General features: G+C 68.1%; 27 protein-coding genes. 1 reads left to right on the top strand and 26 read right to left on the bottom strand.

Annotation, left to right across the window (positions count from 1 at the left end):
* Window positions 1–52: 52 nt before the first annotated feature.
* From VIU94_RS42245 to VIU94_RS42175, 15 genes are all read right to left on the bottom strand, one after another.
* Window positions 53–292 carry a hypothetical protein gene (locus tag VIU94_RS42245; protein ID WP_331920592.1) on the bottom strand — a complete coding sequence of 80 codons (240 nt, stop codon included), beginning with the start codon at window positions 290–292 and terminating at the stop codon, window positions 53–55.
* A gap of 3 nt (window positions 293–295) precedes the next feature.
* On the bottom strand, window positions 296–601 hold the full coding sequence (locus VIU94_RS42240) for a hypothetical protein (protein WP_331920590.1): 306 nt from the start codon (window positions 599–601) through the stop codon (window positions 296–298).
* A 105-nt stretch (window positions 602–706) separates the two neighbouring features.
* Window positions 707–1,030, bottom strand: a complete 324-nt coding sequence (locus VIU94_RS42235) for a helix-turn-helix domain-containing protein (protein ID WP_331920588.1) — start codon at window positions 1,028–1,030, stop codon at window positions 707–709.
* Complete coding sequence (locus VIU94_RS42230) at window positions 1,027–1,341, bottom strand: hypothetical protein (protein ID WP_331920586.1); 315 nt, start codon at window positions 1,339–1,341, stop codon at window positions 1,027–1,029. Before VIU94_RS42230 ends, VIU94_RS42235 begins: the two co-directional genes overlap by 4 nt.
* A 121-nt stretch (window positions 1,342–1,462) precedes the next feature.
* Window positions 1,463–1,969, bottom strand: coding sequence for a DUF397 domain-containing protein (locus VIU94_RS42225; protein ID WP_331920584.1), 507 nt, complete (start codon window positions 1,967–1,969; stop codon window positions 1,463–1,465).
* On the bottom strand, window positions 1,966–2,223 hold the full coding sequence (locus VIU94_RS42220; protein ID WP_331920582.1) for a hypothetical protein: 258 nt from the start codon (window positions 2,221–2,223) through the stop codon (window positions 1,966–1,968). Before VIU94_RS42220 ends, VIU94_RS42225 begins: the two co-directional genes overlap by 4 nt.
* Complete coding sequence (locus VIU94_RS42215; RefSeq protein ID WP_331920580.1) at window positions 2,220–2,705, bottom strand: hypothetical protein; 486 nt, start codon at window positions 2,703–2,705, stop codon at window positions 2,220–2,222. The genes VIU94_RS42220 and VIU94_RS42215 overlap by 4 nt, the downstream gene beginning before the upstream one ends.
* The gene (locus VIU94_RS42210; RefSeq protein WP_331920578.1) at window positions 2,702–2,974 is read right to left on the bottom strand and encodes a hypothetical protein; all 273 of its coding nucleotides are present in this window, start codon (window positions 2,972–2,974) and stop codon (window positions 2,702–2,704) included. The genes VIU94_RS42215 and VIU94_RS42210 overlap by 4 nt, the downstream gene beginning before the upstream one ends.
* Window positions 2,967–3,929 carry a helix-turn-helix domain-containing protein gene (locus tag VIU94_RS42205; RefSeq protein WP_331920576.1) on the bottom strand — a complete coding sequence of 321 codons (963 nt, stop codon included), beginning with the start codon at window positions 3,927–3,929 and terminating at the stop codon, window positions 2,967–2,969. Before VIU94_RS42205 ends, VIU94_RS42210 begins: the two co-directional genes overlap by 8 nt.
* A complete protein-coding gene (locus VIU94_RS42200) occupies window positions 3,922–4,140 on the bottom strand; it encodes a helix-turn-helix domain-containing protein (RefSeq protein WP_331920574.1) in 219 nt (72 codons plus the stop codon). The genes VIU94_RS42205 and VIU94_RS42200 overlap by 8 nt, the downstream gene beginning before the upstream one ends.
* A 38-nt stretch (window positions 4,141–4,178) precedes the next feature.
* Entirely contained in the window at window positions 4,179–4,316 is a 138-nt protein-coding gene (locus tag VIU94_RS42195) for a hypothetical protein (RefSeq protein WP_331920572.1), read from the bottom strand.
* Between the two features lie 31 nt (window positions 4,317–4,347).
* Window positions 4,348–4,755: a single-stranded DNA-binding protein gene (locus VIU94_RS42190; RefSeq protein WP_331920570.1), complete on the bottom strand. Its 408-nt coding sequence runs from the start codon at window positions 4,753–4,755 to the stop codon at window positions 4,348–4,350.
* Window positions 4,756–4,758: 3 nt separating this feature from the next.
* On the bottom strand, window positions 4,759–6,444 hold the full coding sequence (locus VIU94_RS42185; protein ID WP_331920568.1) for an AAA family ATPase: 1,686 nt from the start codon (window positions 6,442–6,444) through the stop codon (window positions 4,759–4,761).
* Window positions 6,357–7,370 (bottom strand): LvrA C-terminal domain-related protein, encoded by a 1,014-nt coding sequence (locus VIU94_RS42180; RefSeq protein ID WP_331920566.1) that lies wholly within the window; start codon window positions 7,368–7,370, stop codon window positions 6,357–6,359. The genes VIU94_RS42185 and VIU94_RS42180 overlap by 88 nt, the downstream gene beginning before the upstream one ends.
* Window positions 7,370–7,987 carry a PDDEXK family nuclease gene (locus VIU94_RS42175; protein ID WP_331920564.1) on the bottom strand — a complete coding sequence of 206 codons (618 nt, stop codon included), beginning with the start codon at window positions 7,985–7,987 and terminating at the stop codon, window positions 7,370–7,372. Before VIU94_RS42175 ends, VIU94_RS42180 begins: the two co-directional genes overlap by 1 nt.
* Before the next feature lie 142 nt (window positions 7,988–8,129).
* On the opposite strand from VIU94_RS42175, the gene VIU94_RS42170 reads away from it, so the two are divergent.
* On the top strand, window positions 8,130–8,411 hold the full coding sequence (locus VIU94_RS42170; protein ID WP_331920562.1) for a hypothetical protein: 282 nt from the start codon (window positions 8,130–8,132) through the stop codon (window positions 8,409–8,411).
* A 23-nt stretch (window positions 8,412–8,434) separates the two neighbouring features.
* On the opposite strand, the gene VIU94_RS42165 is transcribed toward VIU94_RS42170, so the two are convergent.
* From VIU94_RS42165 to VIU94_RS42115, 11 genes are all read right to left on the bottom strand, one after another.
* Window positions 8,435–8,665 carry a helix-turn-helix domain-containing protein gene (locus VIU94_RS42165; protein ID WP_331920560.1) on the bottom strand — a complete coding sequence of 77 codons (231 nt, stop codon included), beginning with the start codon at window positions 8,663–8,665 and terminating at the stop codon, window positions 8,435–8,437.
* Complete coding sequence (locus VIU94_RS42160; protein WP_331920558.1) at window positions 8,662–9,021, bottom strand: hypothetical protein; 360 nt, start codon at window positions 9,019–9,021, stop codon at window positions 8,662–8,664. Before VIU94_RS42160 ends, VIU94_RS42165 begins: the two co-directional genes overlap by 4 nt.
* A complete protein-coding gene (locus VIU94_RS42155; protein WP_331920556.1) occupies window positions 9,021–9,470 on the bottom strand; it encodes a WhiB family transcriptional regulator in 450 nt (149 codons plus the stop codon). Before VIU94_RS42155 ends, VIU94_RS42160 begins: the two co-directional genes overlap by 1 nt.
* Window positions 9,463–9,801, bottom strand: coding sequence for a hypothetical protein (locus VIU94_RS42150; protein ID WP_331920554.1), 339 nt, complete (start codon window positions 9,799–9,801; stop codon window positions 9,463–9,465). The genes VIU94_RS42155 and VIU94_RS42150 overlap by 8 nt, the downstream gene beginning before the upstream one ends.
* The gene (locus VIU94_RS42145; protein ID WP_331920552.1) at window positions 9,791–10,222 is read right to left on the bottom strand and encodes a winged helix-turn-helix domain-containing protein; all 432 of its coding nucleotides are present in this window, start codon (window positions 10,220–10,222) and stop codon (window positions 9,791–9,793) included. Before VIU94_RS42145 ends, VIU94_RS42150 begins: the two co-directional genes overlap by 11 nt.
* On the bottom strand, window positions 10,215–11,345 hold the full coding sequence (locus tag VIU94_RS42140) for a hypothetical protein (protein WP_331920550.1): 1,131 nt from the start codon (window positions 11,343–11,345) through the stop codon (window positions 10,215–10,217). Before VIU94_RS42140 ends, VIU94_RS42145 begins: the two co-directional genes overlap by 8 nt.
* Entirely contained in the window at window positions 11,342–11,998 is a 657-nt protein-coding gene (locus VIU94_RS42135) for a hypothetical protein (RefSeq protein WP_331920548.1), read from the bottom strand. Before VIU94_RS42135 ends, VIU94_RS42140 begins: the two co-directional genes overlap by 4 nt.
* Complete coding sequence (locus VIU94_RS42130; RefSeq protein WP_331920546.1) at window positions 11,991–12,434, bottom strand: hypothetical protein; 444 nt, start codon at window positions 12,432–12,434, stop codon at window positions 11,991–11,993. The genes VIU94_RS42135 and VIU94_RS42130 overlap by 8 nt, the downstream gene beginning before the upstream one ends.
* Before the next feature lie 184 nt (window positions 12,435–12,618).
* Window positions 12,619–13,047: an XF1762 family protein gene (locus tag VIU94_RS42125; protein WP_331920544.1), complete on the bottom strand. Its 429-nt coding sequence runs from the start codon at window positions 13,045–13,047 to the stop codon at window positions 12,619–12,621.
* A 38-nt stretch (window positions 13,048–13,085) separates the two neighbouring features.
* Window positions 13,086–13,244 carry a hypothetical protein gene (locus VIU94_RS42120; RefSeq protein ID WP_331920542.1) on the bottom strand — a complete coding sequence of 53 codons (159 nt, stop codon included), beginning with the start codon at window positions 13,242–13,244 and terminating at the stop codon, window positions 13,086–13,088.
* Window positions 13,244–13,852: DNA cytosine methyltransferase (locus VIU94_RS42115; RefSeq protein WP_331920540.1), on the bottom strand; the 609-nt coding region annotated here is incomplete at its 5' end. The genes VIU94_RS42120 and VIU94_RS42115, both read right to left, overlap by 1 nt.

Genomic DNA, 13,852 nt, shown 5'->3' with positions numbered 1-13,852 from the left:
GTCTCAAAGGGAGCGGCTTCTGCCGGGATGGGGTCAGGCTGCTCTGGTCCGGTCACTTGGTCACCTCCCGAACCCGATACAGCCACGAGCAGACCGTGGCCACCGTGGACATGTCTCCGTACATCGCCAGCCAGTCGACGATGCGGCGGTCGTATGCGCCCAGTTCCACGCCCTCCAGCGCGGCGTACAGCGCCTCCCGTCCTACGCCGGACAGCGTCTCGGGCCGTTCCACTCGTATCGCCCGCATCGGCTCTTGCTCGATCGGGCCGGTAGGGATGTTGATCTCAGCCACGGGTCAGCCCTCCTCTCCGAGCGCCAGGAAGGCGCACCTGAGCGCGTACTTGTCGGCGTAGTCGATGTGGCCGCATGCGGACCGCTCAACGCGAAGCACCTGCTCCAGCGTGGCGGGCTCCAGTTCGTTCTCGGTGCGGAGTTCGTTGACGAGGGACAGCATCTGCTCGGCCTCGTACACGACCCAGCCGGGCGCTGGTCCGTGCGGGCCGGCGACCTTGTCCCAGCGTTCGTCACGGTGCTGGGCTGCCTCTCGGAGCTTCGCCAGGAAGGCGTCACGAGCAGCTAAGCGGACCTTGAGGTTCGCCATCAGGTCAGCCCTCCTCTTCGCCTGTCGGGTGAGCGGGGCAGTCGAGGTCGTGGTCCTCAGGCTCAGCGTCTTCGGGGGCGTAGCAGGTGCATTCGGGCATCGGTCTCAGCCCTTCTCGGACGGGTGGGGCGCGTACCTGAGGAACTCGGCGAAGCGGTGCACCTCGTACGCGTCCTCAGCCGTGACGCGCTTCGACGCCAGCAGCTGCTCGATGCGCGGGTCCGCTCGCAGGTCCTCCCCGCGCAGACGGTCCGGCGTTGTGCCGTACAGGCGGGCGATGTTGGTGAGCTGGTTGTCAGTCGGCTCGACGTCGCCCGTCTCGAACGCGGCGTACTCCTCGCGGGTGAGGCCCAGCTTCTTGGCTGCCACGCCGGGCGGGTAGCCGACCCAGTTGCGCTCCTCCTGGATGCGCTCGGACAGGATGCTCATCGAGCTGCCGCCTCTCCGGACTGCTGAGCGAGCTCCTTGAGCGCGGAGCGGATGAGCGCGTCGCCCTTCTCGGTGTCGGCGTCCTCGATGCATCCGTCCTCATCGAACGTGCCCTCGATCAGGCCCGCCTTGGCCAGGGCCGTGAACACGTCCCACGCCCAGCCGGAGTTGCCGAACGGGCGCTTGCCGCTGAACCCGTCGCCTTCGCGCCAGACGGCTTCGGCGAGGGCGCATAGGTAGCCCCGGATGGTGGTCGCTCCGGAGTCGTCGTCCTCGATGGCGACGTCAAGGACCTGCTTGCCGATGCTCATTTCGTTCGATTCCTCTCTCGAATCTTGCTCTAGTCGATGCCTTCTTGATCGTTTTTCCGTACTGGTGATCTATCTACGGAGCCGCAGAATCCACGGAGCCCCGCGATCCGGGGGGTGGGTCCTAGCGAGAGACCTGAGGCGGCTCTACGAACGCGAGAGGCGGCTTCTGGGGCGCGCCAGAGGCATGCCCGCCCGAAGCGACCGTCGCAGAATCGGAGGAAGACGCCTTCAGGGCTTCCAGATCGAACTCCCCGGCGCGAACCCCGGCGACGAACGCGGCAACCTCCGCCCGGTCGAACGACAGCGTCACGTCCGGCTCGTCCCGCAGCCAAAGCAGCCACCCGGCGTCGAGCTCCCCCACCCAGAGCACGCCCCTGTAGGTGAGCACCTGGCCCGTCTTCACGGCAGCCAGGAACGACCACCAGCTGGAGACCGGAACCCGAAGCACGGGCGACGCGTCGCCGAGCTTGGAGTCCCGCACCCACACCTCATCGGCGTTTGCGCAGGCTACGGCGACGCAGTGGCCGTTGTTGCACCTGGAAGCGGTGACCCACCTCAACTCCACGCAACTGCTCGCGCCGTTGCAGAAGCTCGACTTCTGCCAGGTCGCCACTACGGGGTCGATCATCTGCAGTCTCCTCCGTCGATCGCGTTGAACCTGAGGTTCGCCGCCTCCCACGGACCATGGACCGAGGTCAGCGCTGCCAGGTCATCCAGCACGCACGCCTCCACCGCGACGTCGGCGTCTCCGAACGGCCACGACCCGACCGCCTCGACTACGACCGGCTCGGGCGCCGCCGGAGCCTCATCGGTGACCGCGGCCGCATCCCAGAAGTCGGCCGAGCGGAACGGCCACGGGTACGGGCGGACCTGCCAGGTCACGGAGCGCCCTCGCTGAACGCCACACCAGCGGCGGCCACCTCCTGCGGGGTGGTGCCGTTGAGGACCCGAGCCACAGCCAGGGCGGGAGTGATGCACCTGCACGGCGTCGGCTCCTCGCAGCCCTGGCAGAACTCGGCCTCAGCAGGATGAGTGCACGCACCGGCCTCGCCACAGGCCGTGCACTCGATCTCTTCCATCGCCGTCTCGTATCGGCGCTCGGCGTCCTCCAGCCAGGAGGCGAGAGGCTCACGAGCGTTGAGCAGCGTGACGACCAGCCGCGCCAGGACGCGGTCCTTCACGTCGAACATCACGCAGTTCCGGCACATGACGGCCGACTCTTCGTGGATGCTGCCGCACAACGCCACGATCGCCGTCTCCGGTAGCACCTCGGCGATCACGTGCGGGAGCAGATGCTCGCGGGCGCGCGCTGCCGCCTCTCGCAGCTCGTCGCTGACGGTCTTCGCGGTCTTGGCGTCGCTCATCGGGCGCCTCCCATGGACACAGGCAGGAACCCGCCCTGCTTGCTCAACTCGCCCGCGACCGGAACCCCGGTCACCTCGGACAGAACCCGGCACATGTCCGTGGCCCGGTCGGCGGGAAGCGGCTCCCCGAGCCGGTAGGCCCAGCGTCGGCCGTCGATCCGCCGGACAATGGCGGCCTGCCAGCCCGCCTCGTAGTGGTTGAGCCAGCCCAGGTACGGCTGGTCGAGGTCGATGACCGTCGCGTTCGCTGGTGTAGTGGTGTCAGCCATGGTTCGGGGCCTCCTTCGCGTTGTGGCCTTGATCGTTGATGTCTGTCCGGTTAACGGCTGATGCGCCGTCATCCCCAGGCGTTTGCACAGGTTGGGGATGGTCGGACGGTCCAGGGAGGGTGGAGGCGAGCGCCTTTCGTCGCAGCCGTTGACGCCGGTTGTCCTCCGATCCGGCCGCCTTGCACACCGGGCACCGGCAGCGCCAGTTCTTGTAGCCCGTCTCGCCATGAGGAACCTGGGACGGGTCAGCGCTCGCGACCTCGGCCGCCTTGGCCTTCCACTCCTTCATCCGGCGGCTCTGGGCCGCCCGGCAGGCGGAACACCTGCATCCCCTGTTGTAGACAGTCGATGTCCCATGGGCTGGCTGCCGGGGCGGAGGTGCCGAGCAGATCTCATCGAGAGCTCGAACGATGGCCAGGGTCTCCCGGTAGTGCCGGGAGTTCGGGGCTTCCGCGATGCTTTGGATGCAGCCTCGCGATACACCTGCTCTGGCCGCAAGATCCTTACGGGCTATCTGGTAGCGGTCGAGGACCTTGAGCATGCGGCTTCGCAGGGCTTCCGGGGACGGCAAGTCCGCCTCTCCCACTTCACACTCGGCCTCGTCCAAGAACTCGACGATGCCGATGATGCGCTGGTCGCTGATGGCGAACAGGTTGTCCCGCTCCCAGTGCGACACCGCCTGGCGAGTTACGCCCGCATGCTGCGCTAAATCGCGGGTTGGGATGCCGAGCCGCTGGCGCCGACGGATGACGTCTGCCCGGATCGAGCGGCGGTCAGCCTCGCTGAGCGGCAGCGACCAGACGCGTTCGACCTTCTTGGCGGGCCGCACCTGTTCGGACAGGGGGTCCCAGCAGCCCGCGCAGTCGCGTTTGCCGCAGCCAAGGCACATTCCCGTCAAGAGGCGGGTCCGCGATTCCACCTCCGCAAGCTGCGGGCTCAAACCAGGACTAGCCATGTTCGACCTCCTTCGGGTCTTGCGGTCCAGGGGTGCCGAGCCACCGCAGGACAGCCGCCGCAATGTCCACGCGGCAAACCTCACCGGCTTCGATACGGCCCAGCGTCGACCGCGAGTAGCCGATCTGCTCTGCCGCCGAACGCAGGCTCAGGCCGCGGTTCTCACGCGCCTCCTGCAGCAGCTCGGCGAGACGGTCCAGGAGGCCGGCCACAGCCGCGTACGGGGCAGGGCGAGAGGACGGTTGAGGTGTCACAGCGCCTCCTCGAGCGGGTCGGGCGGTCCAGGGTTGGCCAGCAGGCCGGCCAGAGTCGCGATGAGGTGATTCAGATCGGCCTCCCACGCGGTGCCGCAGCGGCAGACCCGAGAGGCCGGACCCTCGAAAGGCATGTAGCCGAGGCACCGCGGGCACAGGTTCCGGCTAGAAGGGAGGCTGCTCACCGGGAGCGCCCCCGTTCGCCCACGGGTCCTCGCCGCCGCCGCTTGAACGGTCCGCGGCCTTCGGGGGCCAGCGCAGGTTCAGGCCGGCGGCCTCGACACGGACCTCGATGCGGGACTGCTTCTGGCCGTCCTTCTCCCAGTTCGACTGGAACGCCTGTCCGGACACGATGACCGCGGCGCCCTTGGCCAGGTTCTCGGTGACGTGCTCGGCGAGTTGGTCCCACGCGGTGCAGGTCCAGAACGTGGTGTCGACGTCTTCCCACTTGTCGTCGATCTTGCGGCGCCGGGCGGTGACGACCGTGAAGCGGGCGATCGGCTTGCCGGTCTGGGTGAACTTCAGCTCGGGGTCTCCGGCCATTCGGCCGGTGAGGGTGATCGGGGCGGACATGGGTCAAGCGCTCCTTCGGTTGATGGAGTCCCAGCCGGGCGCCGGGACGAAATCGGGGGCGATCTTCCAGGGCCAACTGCCTTCGCCGCCGTAGGTCAGGCGGGTTGGCCAGTCGCGGTCATCGCGGGCGCCGCGCCAGGGTTTGACAGCCACGGTTCGGCAGCGCTCGCCGGGCCGCTGGTCGGGGTCGTCAGGTGCGATGCCGAACCCGAACTCGGGCCAGCGCAGCAGCAGGCTGGACCCGACCGGACGAACGGACCGGTTCTTGCCCTGCTCGCCGTGGCCGGCGTGGGCCTCGATGACCATCGCGCAATCGGCGAGAACGCGCGCCTGATCGAGCACGGCGACGGTCTTGCGGGCCGCTTCCTCGTCGTTGATGTTGCCCGCGTGAAGCCGGTAGAACGGGCCGATGAACAGCAGATCCGGCTTGTGCGCCACGACCCGTTCGAGGAGCCAGGCAGCGTCGTCAGGCCGCAGGACGTCGACGCCTTCCGGCCGGTGGATCAGCCGCAGCGCGCCGTCCGGGACGCGGTGCCCGTACTTGATCGAGCAGGCGGCGAGGGGGCGGAACTTACGCCGGGACTGCTGCTCGGAGTTCTCGCAGTCGATCAGCAGGACGCGCATCTTCGGAATGTCCGTCCACTTGAACGGGTGCATGCCCGCGGCGACCATGACGGCCATCTGGCGGATAGCCATCGACTTGCCCAAACCTTCGAAGCCCGTCCAGACGAGCCGGTCGCCGCGCTCCAGCAGGTTCGGGACGACCCAGTCGAAGTCCGTGTCGTCGACGGAGATGAACTCCCACAGGTCGGGCGCAAGGTCGACCTTGGACTCCTTTTCGCTGGTCCAGATCTCCACGAGGTCGGGCAGTCTCTTGCCCGCCTTGAAGTGGTCGGTGGCGTCCTTGCCGACCGCGGGCTCCATGATTCGGACGGATGCGGCGGTTCCAACCAGGGCGTCTCGGACCTGCCGGGCGTGCGCCTCACCCGCGTTGTCGCGGTCACAGATGATCGTGACGTCGGCCTCGCGGAAGATCTCGTTGTACTCGGGCCGCCACTTGCCGGCGCCGCCCGGGTTGCACGTCGCGATGAGTCCCTGGTTTTCCAGCGTGTGGACGTCTTTCTCGCCCTCGGTGATGAAGATGACGTGGCCGTCGCGGATGCCGTTGATGACCTTCGGCAGGCGGTAGAGGGGACGCCGGGTGTCGCCGAGTCGCCAACTCCAGCCCTTCGGCCGGGACGCGTCCGGGACGCGGCACGGGAACTGCTTGTCGGCGGTGCGCATCACCTGGAAGAGCAGCTTGCCGGCCTCGTCGACGTAGTCGTACACGGCGACGGCCGGACCGCGGGGCGTCCATTCGCCGCGCTCCTCCCGCTGGTCGCGGGGCTTGCACAAGTCGGCCCACGTGAGACCGATCGCGGCGAGGATGTCGTCCCGTTCGCACATGGCGTGGCAGTGGAAGACCACGGGGTGCTCTTTGCCGCGGGTGACGGACAGGCTAGCTGTGCGGTCCGGGTGTGCCGGGCACAGCGCCATGTAGCCGCCGGGCTGGGCGCGGACGCCTTCGAGCTTGGGCAGAACGAGATCGTTGAGGATGTCCATCAGTTCTTCCAAAATTCGTCGGACGTGGGTCGGCGAGCGGGTTGCTGCTCCTTGTAGCGGCGGCTGTTGAGCCAGCCCTGAGCCCACTTGGTGGCGTCAGGGTTGCGCTTGGGGTCATCGCGATACCAGGCCGCGGCGCGGATGATCAGTTCAGGGTTGTCACCGCGGGCGACTGCGGATTGCCACGCTTTGAAGGCGTCGAACTTGCCGCCCTTTTCCGGGTAGGCGTTCCAGAAGCGGACGAAGTCAGGGTCGGAGTCGTAGTCCTCCGCACCGACGCGCCGCTTGCGGCGCTTCCCCCCTTGGGGGGTAGGGGGGTTCTTTTGTTCTTCTGTCTCTGTCTCTGTCTCTGTCTCTGAGGATCGCTCCCGATTCGGACCCTGATCGGTGGTCCGATCGGTATCCGAGATGTCGAGTTTCAGCAGGTCATCCGCTTGGCCGATGTCGGCCTGCTCGTGGACGCTCGCGTGGATGGCGCTCTGTGGTCCCTCGCTACGCGCCCCAACAGCCGCATTTGCGGTTGCCGCCGCACTCGCTCCGGATCGGGGCGATTCGCTATCCGATTCGCTGGTGCCATCGGTAGTCCGATCGGTATCCGATCGGCAGAAGCGACAGCCCTCCTTGACGACACCGTTCTGATGCCAGCGCCGATGATTACCCAGAACCCCGCCGACCGACTTCTCCGCAGTCCGCTGGAGCACCTCGGCCTTCGTACGGTTCCGCTTGCCGTATGCGAGCACCACGTAGCCGTTCTCTACGCGATCAATCAGGCGGGCCAGGATCAGCCGCTCCGCGTCACGCTGGCCGTTCTCCCACGTGTCCGGGTAGACGAGGATGCCGATCTCTTCCTCGGGCACGAAGCCGTCAGAGAGGTTGCGCTTGGCGTACAGCGCCATCTGGACGTACAGGTCACGCAACCCGCGAGCGTCCGCCCCGTAGCGCAGCAGGCTGCGCACCTTCGGGTCCTCCGGGAAGTTGACGACGAGCTCGATGTAGATCTCGGCGGGCGGCATCAGGCGCTCCTCAGGCGGGCAGGCCGCGGCGCCTTGACGAAGGGCAACCGGCCGTGCTCTGGACACAACTCCTTCACGTAGTCGCGGCTGGTATCGCCGATCCGTAAGGCCATCTCCTGCTGGACGCTCTTCGCGTGAACGGCCGACATGTACTGGCGTTCGGCGATCAGCCCGTCAGGGGCTTGGCAGTGGCGGCAGAACCAGCCGTCCACTGCGTACTGGGTGAAGCACCACTGCTCGCAGATCCCGCACTGGTTGATCGTGATGCTGCGATAGGCGCCCGTGACGCACTGCCAGTTCGCCGACCGGCCAGGTTCGCCGGCCGCCCGCAGGAGAACCACGAGTTCCCCGCCAGGCTGGTCAGGATCGGCGACCGCGCGGCGGAACTTGCGGGTCTTGTCGAGGCGCTCATTGTGGCCGCCCTTGACCTCGCACCACACGTTCTGTGCGGGCAGGTGGAAGTCGGCCAGGTACCTGTCGCCATCGCCCAAGTCGACGGCCCAGGGCTCGTACTCGAAGTACCAGCCTAGGCTGTTGAACGTGGCCGCCCAGTCTGCTTCGAGTGTTGAGCGGTAGGTGGTCCCGCTGTACTTCAGCGGAACAGCTCGGATGTTCAAGTGCGGGAGGACCTTCCGTGCTGATGGTGCTGGTGGGACTGATCGGGGCCTTTACACCCCCGCGCTCTCCCTTCCGGGACCTACTCTATGCCATTACCCATGGCATTGCCTAATGGCCAACACGCTTGGCTATACTGGGAGCATGGGACACAGCCATGCCTTGATGCCTCACCCCATGTGCGAACATGGAGCCGTGGATCAAGACCGCCAGCAGCGGCTTCGCCGTCTCTCCGCCGCTTACAAGCGCCGCGTCAAGGCCGCCGAAGAAGCTCACGATGAGCTGGTGGCCGAAGTCCTTGGCGCGCTCGACGACGGCGAACAGCAGGTGGACATCGTTCGCGAAATCGGCTTCACGCGTGAGTGGGTCCGCCGCAAGGTCGTGGACGCCCGCAAGCGTCCGCCGGCCGATCCCGCCGACTCCTGACCGCGCCTCAACGCCCCCGAAGATCACGACGCCTCCTCAAGCTGCTCGGCGTCGTCCTCGATGGGGACCAACGCCAGACGCAGACCCAGGCCGCGGGCGACTTCCTCAACCAGCAGAAGTTGACGACCGCCCGGGTCGCTCTCGAAATGGCTCACGGCTCGGGCTGACTTGTAGATGCGGCGGGCTAGGGCGGACTGGGACAGACCGGCTTCGATCCGGCGGGATGCCAGCGCCTCGATCAGCGGATGCCTCACGACGCCGCCCCGATCCACTGCTCGGCGCGGATGGCCAGCAGCTTGTCGGCGTTGACGGCCCGCATCTTCCTTGTCGGCGGAACGCCTTGGGGTGGCCTGCCGTGCAGCAGCGTGGAGACGGTGCTCCTGTTGAGGTCCGCCAACGCGGCGATCTGCGGCAGCGGCAGGCCAGCCTCGCGGAGCTTCCGGACGTGGCGGCGTACAGGTTCGGCGTCGACGTCAGGTCGGTAGCGTCCGTAGGCCTTGTCGCGGCGGCGCTGCCGGGCAGCAGCAGCATGTGCGGCCCGGCATAGGTCGCAGTGGCAGGGGCCGTGCCGGTAGCGCCTCGGGGTGCCGTGCGGCGCTGGTTCGGCCATCACGCCACCGCCTCGCGCGCGTCACGGCGCCCCTGCCGCTCCCTCGCGTGCTGGCAGCCCTTACAGGCAGACGTCAGCCCGTCCGTGGCCCGGTTGTCGGCGTAGAACAGCTCAGCCGACAGCAGCTCCTGGCAGCGGCAGCACCGCTTCTCGGACACGGTGACTCGCGGCCGGGGCCGGGCGACAGTGGACAGCGCGCCGGTTCGCTGGAGGCGCCGGCGAACGGATACGCGCTCGTCGGGTGTGAGTCCTCCCCACACGCCGTGCTTGTCGTTGCGGTCCAGCGCCTCTTCTAGGCAGCTCCTCCACACAGGGCAGGTGTGGCAGACGGCCTTCGCCTGGAGCTCGCGGCGGTCACGCTCGGCCGGGCGCTCGCCCTCCAGCGGGAAGAACAGCAGGGTCGGCAGATCCCTGCACGCCGCCTGGTGGTGCCAGTCGAGGTCAGTCATGGGGGTTCGTCTCCGTTCGAGGGTCTGAGGTGACGGCCGGATCCGTCCGGTCTTGTCCGATGAGGTCCGCTACCGCGAGGTAGGCGGCGCGGGCGATCGTGCGCGGGTCCGCGTACACCGCCCCGGCTACTTCGTCGCGGTGGCAGGCGTTCCAGATGGCGTCAGCCAGCGGGTCGGGCGCCTGCCCGTGGGAGGAGCGGATCAGCTCGGCGCGGGCCCGTAGGTCGGCCGCTACCTTGTCGAGGGTGTGCTGCTGGTGCGTCAGGCACTCCGCCTCGACGAGGGTGACGACGTCGGCGTACGACAGCGGGAAACGAGTCTCAGGCGCCATCACGCACCGCCTCGCGGGCGTGCACAGTGAACGTGACGGTCGCGCCCCGGCACGGGCCCTTCTCCCACCCCAGGACGTCGTAGCGGCGGCCATCAACCTCAACGGTCTTCGTCTCGGCGGGGGCGACCATCGCCTTCTCGAAGCGGTAGCCGCGGCCCCGCACGGTCGTGATGTAGGTCGGGTTGTCGTGGGCGTCGCCGAGCGCGTCACGCAGGCGGCTCATCGTCACGGTGGCGGTGGTGATGTTGCTCCACTGGGAGACCTTCCACACCTCCCGCATGATCTGGTCGGGCGAGACGACCTGGCCGGCGTGCGCCACCAGGTAGGCGAGCAGGTCGAACGCCAGCGGCTCCAGAGTGAGGAGCCGGTCGCCTTGCCACGCCTGGTAGGCGGGGGCGTCGATACGGATGAGGTCAGGCATGGGCCACCTCGTCGAAGAGGTCGAGTTGGGCAGGGAATGTGATCGCAACCGGGGCGGGGCCTTGCGGTTTCGGCGCTTCGGCCGGAACGTCGTCGGGGATGCCGAGGTTCTGGATGGCCGCCAGCTTCGGGTGGATGCGGGCGTACTCCGCGGCACTCACCTTCCAGGCGAGCAGCGAGTCGCCGACGACGATGCGCGGCTGGAAGGGTGGGATGGTGTCGAGCCGCAGCGTGGGCAGCAGACCCGAGCGGTGCATGAGGTCGCCGATCGCGACGACGAAGCGGAGCCGGGCTACGGCCGCGGTGAGCGGGTCGATCTCGCACCCGTCGACTCCAGCGATGATCCGGCGGATCGCCTCCTCGGGCGTGAGTGGCGTGCCTCCCGTGGCGGGTTTCATGGTCTTGCCGGGCTTCACCTGCCGCTGGTGCAGGCTGCCGGTGGTGTACCACTCCCACAGGTAGTCGATCTTCCGGATGAGGAAGTGGCCTGTCCCGCACGCGGGGTCGATCGTCTTCAGCGTCTCGCCGCGGAACTGCTCGGCCGCGGGGATGAGTGTCAGGTCGAGGATGCCGTCGGCGATCCACCACGGCGTCTGGGCGTTGCCGCCTCCTCCGCCGCCTGGCCGGGAGTCGCGCAGGTATTGGAGGATGTCTCCGACGATCCAGCCGGAGATCGAGGCGGGGCCGCTGGTCACCTCGTACGCCAGCGACGGCGCGGCGGACGACCACCACTCGACCAGGCCCCTGCACGCCTCCTCCGATGGCGTGTACGCCCTCAGAGCGCTGTATCTGGGGTCCAGCAGGCACCACGTGGCCGGGTGCACGCACAGCGCCGCGTACGCGCGGGCGAGCCAGCCGCACATTCCGCCGGCCTGCGGCGGCGCATACTCCTCGCGCCGGGCCTTGGCGTCGGCGTGCAGCCACGGATCGACGAGCTTGTGGTCTTCAGCCCACGCCACGAGTGCGGAGTAGTAGACCCAGGCCGCCGCGGACGGGCGGACCTTCTCCAGCGCAGCGAGGCTCGGCTTCGGCCCGGCCATCGACTCGGCGAACACATCGACGTGACCGCGCAGCGCCTTCACAAGCGGGCTCGTGAAGCTCCCATCATCGGCAAGGTTCGTCATGACGCCTCCCGCTTGGCAGTTCGGCGCTTACGCTGCAGAACCCGCTCGTGGAAGACCTGCGCGGTGGTGCGACGCTCCGAGCGGCGCCGGTCCGCTTTGCCCCAGATGCGCGACGGCGTCTCCCCCTCGTGCCAGGCGGCGAGGAACTGACGGCGGGCGTTCTTCAGGTGGGAGTTGAACGTGCCGTAGGTCTTACCGACCGACTCGGCCGCGGCCACGTTGTCTGCGTGGACGGCCATCGCGGTCAACACCATGCGGTGGGTGTCGGACAGGTGCGGCCAGATCTGGTGCAGTGCCAGCCGCTCCACGACGCCGGTCTCGGGCGAGCCGGTGGCCCTACGCGACAGCTCCCAGTACCGCAGGAAGTTGCGGGCGCTCTCGAACCCGGCGCCCGCGTTGTTGCGGTCCAGGCCCCAGTGCCGGCCGTGGTCTTGGGCGAGCCGGTTGACGGCGTTGCAGCCGACCAGCTTCAGTTCCCGCTCTGTTGTCTCCTCGTCGCTGGCGCACAGGTGCTCGGCGATCGACGACCAGGCCGTCTCGTACCGTTCGCGGTAGTCCATGGCGCGCGGCCACGCCATTTGCACTGCGGCGCGGGCCATCCTGTCCAGGTCGCCCAGCGTGTAACCATGGCGGATGTCGATCGCCTCAATCATCGGTCGCCTCCGGTACGGCTGGCGCCGGCGAGAGACGAGCGAACGCGACCTCTCGATCAGCTCGCTCCCACCGCCGCAGGAGCGTCCCGCGCTGCTTGTGGGTGAGGCGGACGTACCGGTCGTAGACGCCGACCACGCGAGCCGATGCGACGGTCCAGGACGGGAAGTGGTCCTCATCGGAGACGGCCATCTCGCCGACCGGCTCCACGCTGTACAGGTCGCCCTTCGGGAACTTCGAGGCGTAAAACCTGGCGTACTCGCGGTCCGTGGTGACGTAGACGCGGTCCTGGTGCTTCGTCAGCGGGTCCAGCTCGTGGCCCTGCCCGGCCTTGTGGGCGTCGCAGATCTTGCAGCCGTCCACGAAGTTCGGGAAGCCAGGCAGGACCAGGTCTCCCGGCGCCAGGCCGGGCATGCCGCCGTGGAAGAAGATGGTCACAGCAGCGTCCCTCCTTCGTGGGTCTGGTCAGGGGCAGGGAGCCGGCGATCGGCGGGCGCGAACGCGGGGCATCCGCAAGGGACTGCCTTCGGGCCGGTAGAGATGGAGCAGGCGCCGCGCGTGCCGTTGCTGCGGATCGCGTGGAGCACTTCGACGTGAGTACAGGTGCAAGACGCGGAGAGGGTCACGACGCCTCCCACAGGGTGCGAGGGATGCCTTCGGAGCCGTTGATGCCGCGAGGGCGGGACGGACGGTCCCAGCCGGGATGCGCGGGACGTTCAGCGACGACGCGGAAGCCCGCCCCGCGAAGCGATGCCCCAGACTCGCCTTCCTGGTTGTAGGTGATCAGGCGCGTGTAACCGAGCGCTTTCGTAGCCCGCCACGCGGCGCCGTACAACATCGAGTTCGCGTTGAACGAGCCGTCCGTCGCCGTCCTGGTGACCTCCAGTGTCTGGCCATCCTGGTTGTTGCGTGCGGTCGGACGTCCCACGATGGCGACGCCTCGCAGTACTCGGTCGGCGTCGGCCACGCCAATGCAGAACTTCATGCCCCTCGGCGGCTTCAGGTGGCGATGCCACATCTGCACGAAACCGCGAGCGTGCTTCCAGTCCATGGGCACGATATGGAGGTCCCTGTCAGCGGATCTGGTGGTCACGGGTGCGCACCTCCTGTCTCGGGCTCGTCGGGAAGGTCGAACAGGGCGCCGGTCTCGGGGTCCTCGCGGCGGGCGTCGCACCGCTCGTAGTGCTGCTCTGGTGTCTCTCCGTCCAGGAGGGAGCGCTGGCAGCAGTCGCGGAGATCGGGGGCCATCACGCGGCCACCTCCAGCGGCTCGCCGGTGATCGCCTCGACCAGAGCCGAGACGAGCAGCTCGGCGACGGGCGGAGTGACGGCGTTGCCGTACTGGCGGACCTTCTCCCGCTTGCTGCCGATCACGGTGTAGGCGTCGGCGAACGCCATGGCGCGGCCGATCTCGTGCGGTTCGAGCATCCGGAACAGCACGTCGTTGATGTCGATGTCGTCCAGGGTGTTGATAACGGCGTACTTGTCCCGCGTGGTGAGGGTGCCGATCGGCTCGCCTACCGGGCGGGCGTTGCCCTTGCCGTAGTAGGGGACGAGCAGGGTCTCCCATGTGATGAGCGACTGGTGTCCTGCCGTGGTGAGGGCTCGCATCGGCTCGTCGAACGGAGTACACAGGTGCGCGGCTCCACCGCGCGGGGTGTTGTTCCGCATCACGAAGCCGGGCGGGGTGACCAGGCCGTGGTGGTTGCCGGAGGCCGTGACCGTGGCCAGCGAGTCGCCGACAGAGCGGGCGTCGCTGGATCCGCCGCGCAGTTCGGCGATAAACGGCAGCCAGGCGAGCCCGGTCTCGTTACGCGCCGTCTGCGTGCGCAGGGGCATGGTCGCAGGGCTCGGCTC

The sequence above is a fragment of the Streptomyces sp. genome, assembly GCF_036566765.1.
Classification (GTDB): domain Bacteria; phylum Actinomycetota; class Actinomycetes; order Streptomycetales; family Streptomycetaceae; genus Streptomyces.
Note: the sequence above shows the minus strand (reverse complement) of the source record. Positions and strands in the feature narration are given on the sequence as shown.

Excerpts from the sequence above, each read along its gene's own strand:
- VIU94_RS42240 (WP_331920590.1), bottom strand. The coding sequence starts at position 601 with ATGGCGAACCTCAAGGTCCGCTTAGCTGCTCGTGACGCCTTCCTGGCG.
- VIU94_RS42235 (WP_331920588.1), bottom strand. The coding sequence starts at position 1,030 with ATGAGCATCCTGTCCGAGCGCATCCAGGAGGAGCGCAACTGGGTCGGC.
- VIU94_RS42230 (WP_331920586.1), bottom strand. The coding sequence starts at position 1,341 with ATGAGCATCGGCAAGCAGGTCCTTGACGTCGCCATCGAGGACGACGAC.
- VIU94_RS42225 (WP_331920584.1), bottom strand. The coding sequence starts at position 1,969 with ATGATCGACCCCGTAGTGGCGACCTGGCAGAAGTCGAGCTTCTGCAAC.
- VIU94_RS42215 (WP_331920580.1), bottom strand. The coding sequence starts at position 2,705 with ATGAGCGACGCCAAGACCGCGAAGACCGTCAGCGACGAGCTGCGAGAG.
- VIU94_RS42210 (WP_331920578.1), bottom strand. The coding sequence starts at position 2,974 with ATGGCTGACACCACTACACCAGCGAACGCGACGGTCATCGACCTCGAC.
- VIU94_RS42205 (WP_331920576.1), bottom strand. The coding sequence starts at position 3,929 with ATGGCTAGTCCTGGTTTGAGCCCGCAGCTTGCGGAGGTGGAATCGCGG.
- VIU94_RS42195 (WP_331920572.1), bottom strand. The coding sequence starts at position 4,316 with ATGCCTTTCGAGGGTCCGGCCTCTCGGGTCTGCCGCTGCGGCACCGCG.
- VIU94_RS42190 (WP_331920570.1), bottom strand. The coding sequence starts at position 4,755 with ATGTCCGCCCCGATCACCCTCACCGGCCGAATGGCCGGAGACCCCGAG.
- VIU94_RS42180 (WP_331920566.1), bottom strand. The coding sequence starts at position 7,370 with ATGCCGCCCGCCGAGATCTACATCGAGCTCGTCGTCAACTTCCCGGAG.
- VIU94_RS42170 (WP_331920562.1), top strand. The coding sequence starts at position 8,130 with ATGGGACACAGCCATGCCTTGATGCCTCACCCCATGTGCGAACATGGA.
- VIU94_RS42160 (WP_331920558.1), bottom strand. The coding sequence starts at position 9,021 with ATGGCCGAACCAGCGCCGCACGGCACCCCGAGGCGCTACCGGCACGGC.
- VIU94_RS42155 (WP_331920556.1), bottom strand. The coding sequence starts at position 9,470 with ATGACTGACCTCGACTGGCACCACCAGGCGGCGTGCAGGGATCTGCCG.
- VIU94_RS42150 (WP_331920554.1), bottom strand. The coding sequence starts at position 9,801 with ATGGCGCCTGAGACTCGTTTCCCGCTGTCGTACGCCGACGTCGTCACC.
- VIU94_RS42145 (WP_331920552.1), bottom strand. The coding sequence starts at position 10,222 with ATGCCTGACCTCATCCGTATCGACGCCCCCGCCTACCAGGCGTGGCAA.
- VIU94_RS42140 (WP_331920550.1), bottom strand. The coding sequence starts at position 11,345 with ATGACGAACCTTGCCGATGATGGGAGCTTCACGAGCCCGCTTGTGAAG.
- VIU94_RS42135 (WP_331920548.1), bottom strand. The coding sequence starts at position 11,998 with ATGATTGAGGCGATCGACATCCGCCATGGTTACACGCTGGGCGACCTG.
- VIU94_RS42125 (WP_331920544.1), bottom strand. The coding sequence starts at position 13,047 with ATGGACTGGAAGCACGCTCGCGGTTTCGTGCAGATGTGGCATCGCCAC.
- VIU94_RS42120 (WP_331920542.1), bottom strand. The coding sequence starts at position 13,244 with ATGGCCCCCGATCTCCGCGACTGCTGCCAGCGCTCCCTCCTGGACGGA.